This is a genomic window from Roseateles sp. P5_E11 (genome assembly GCF_054049355.1).
Map to the genome: position 1 here is coordinate 1 of NZ_JBFUMO010000789.1, position 2,131 is coordinate 2,131.

Annotated in this window: 2 protein-coding genes; both read left to right on the top strand. The window is 61.9% G+C overall.

Annotation, left to right across the window (positions count from 1 at the left end; translation table 11 throughout):
- Positions 1-57 precede the first annotated feature (57 nt).
- Complete coding sequence (locus ACXJKR_RS30600) at positions 58-1,434, top strand: lipopolysaccharide biosynthesis protein (RefSeq protein ID WP_457326051.1); 1,377 nt, start codon at positions 58-60, stop codon at positions 1,432-1,434.
- Positions 1,434-2,131 (top strand): hypothetical protein (locus ACXJKR_RS30605; protein WP_457326052.1); only part of this gene is annotated, 698 nt, incomplete at its 3' end. The genes ACXJKR_RS30600 and ACXJKR_RS30605, both read left to right, overlap by 1 nt.

Below are 2,131 nucleotides of genomic sequence, written 5' to 3' on the forward strand. Positions count from 1 at the left end.
GCGCTGAAAAGCGCCTGATTCCGCACTGGCCGGCGCAGCTGTTCCAAGCATCCACGAATGATCTTCGTGTCAGGCACCCCCCCAACCATGCAAGCGCGTGGAAGCTTTATACGTGCCGTCGTTCTGCTGAGTAGCGCCGGCATGCTCGCCCACGGCATCACTGCCTTGGCGATGCCCATCCTGGCCCGCCTGTATCTGCCCGCCGACTTCGGCCTGCTTTCAGTTCTGAGCAGTTCACTGGGCATACTGAGTGTGGCCGCCTGTCTCCGCTACGAACTGGCCATCGCCTTGCCACAGGATGCAAAGGACGCCGATCGCTTGCTCACGCTGTCCCTTGCCGTTTGCACAGTGGTCAGCTTGGGCGTCGCGCTGATGATCGCGATGGCCCCGGACGCGGTGATGGCCCTGCTGCGCCARCCCGGCCTGAGACCCTACCTCTGGATGATTCCAGTTGGCGTGTGGCTGGCTGGAGCCTATTCGGCGCTGCAGGCTTGGCATGTCCGGCACGCCTCATTTGGGCGCCTCGCGCGAACGCGTGTCGCCCAGTCTGCAGGCAGCGCGGGTCTGCAGATGATGGTCGGCTGGCATGGGGCCGGCCCTGTGGGTTTGCTGCTGGGTCAGGTAGCCAATACAGGTATCGCATGCCTGGCACTGATGCCCACGGCGTGGGCGGCCATGCGCGAGTTGCGTTGGAGCTCATTGCGGCACGTTGCCTTTGAATACCGTCGTTTTCCGATCTACTCCACGGCGGAGGCTCTGGCGAACAGCGCTGCGGTGTACTTGCCCGTCATACTCGTTGCTGCCTATGCCGGCCCTGCCGAAGCAGGCTATCTGGGAATGGCCATGTATGTGGCTCAAGCGCCCATGTCCCTGATCGGCAATTCGATCAGCCAGGTTTTCCTGTCACGCGCTGCCCTCGAGCACCGCGAAGGACGACTTCCGCAGTTCGTCGTCCAGGTTGTCGATGGTCTCATCAAGGCCGGCGTAGGTCCCCTGCTGGCGCTGGGCATCATTGCGCCCCAGATCTGCGAATGGCTGTTCGGTGCCGGATGGGCACGAACCGGCTGGCTCGTCAGCTGCATGACGCCCTGGTTCCTGCTGCAATTCCTCGTGGTGCCGATCTCCACCACGCTGCACATCTGCGGTCGGCAGCGAGCCGCCTTGTTTCTGCAACTGGCGGGCCTGCTGATCCGCCTCGGAGGCGTCTGGTTGCTGGACTGGGCACGGCTAGGCCACATAAGCGAAGGGTATGCAGCGACAGGGGCCCTCTTTTACGGCCTGTACCTCGGCGTGGTACTGGCCGTCGCAGGCGTTTCCGCGGCACAGGTCTGGAACGCAATTCGAGCGAATGGCCGTGTGCTTGTTCTCTGGACGGGAGCTGCCGTATTCGCCAGCGTCCTCACGCGAGTCGCGGTCAATTGGGCGACGGGCTGATGAGAACACCTACCCCGCGTCTTGCGCTGTTCGGCTTTCAGGCCTTGCTGCCTGGCTTCTTCGTCTACCACTTCCTACTCGCCAAAGGACTGATACCACCCGTGTTTGGTGGCTACTCGACCGCAATGGCGATGGTCTGGTTTGCGCCGCTGAGCATGTTGTTCGTTCAGCAAGTTTCAAGACCGGGGACCCGATGCGCCATGGACGGCGCCTTCGTGGCGTTTGTGGTCTATACCCTGGTCGTGCTGCTCCTCAACATGGCACTCGGTGCGCGCGGGGAAGCGGCCGGCGAACAGATTGGCGTCATACCGCAGTTTGTGGTGCTCTACATCGTGGCTCGCTCGGTTGACCCTCGGGCGCCGCGACTGCGCGGCGTGCTGGTCATGACCTTGCTCGCCATGAGCGTGGCCATCGTCACCAATGCCGATGAAGGTACGTTCCTCGCCGTCAGTCTCGATCTTCTGGGGAGCGCAGACTATTTCGCAAACTATCAAGCCTACGGCTTCGTCTATTCGGTCTGCCTGATCTATGTGCTGTGCGCTACCCCTTCGCGCAAGCAACGCATGGCGATCTACCTGTTCGCGTTCCCAACCCTTTTCCTCAACGGTGCACGTACGGAGCTGATCGGTGTCGTGCTGCTGACACTGGTTTTGGAGTTTCTGCGCTCGAAACACAAACTGTTCACGCTCGTCATCGC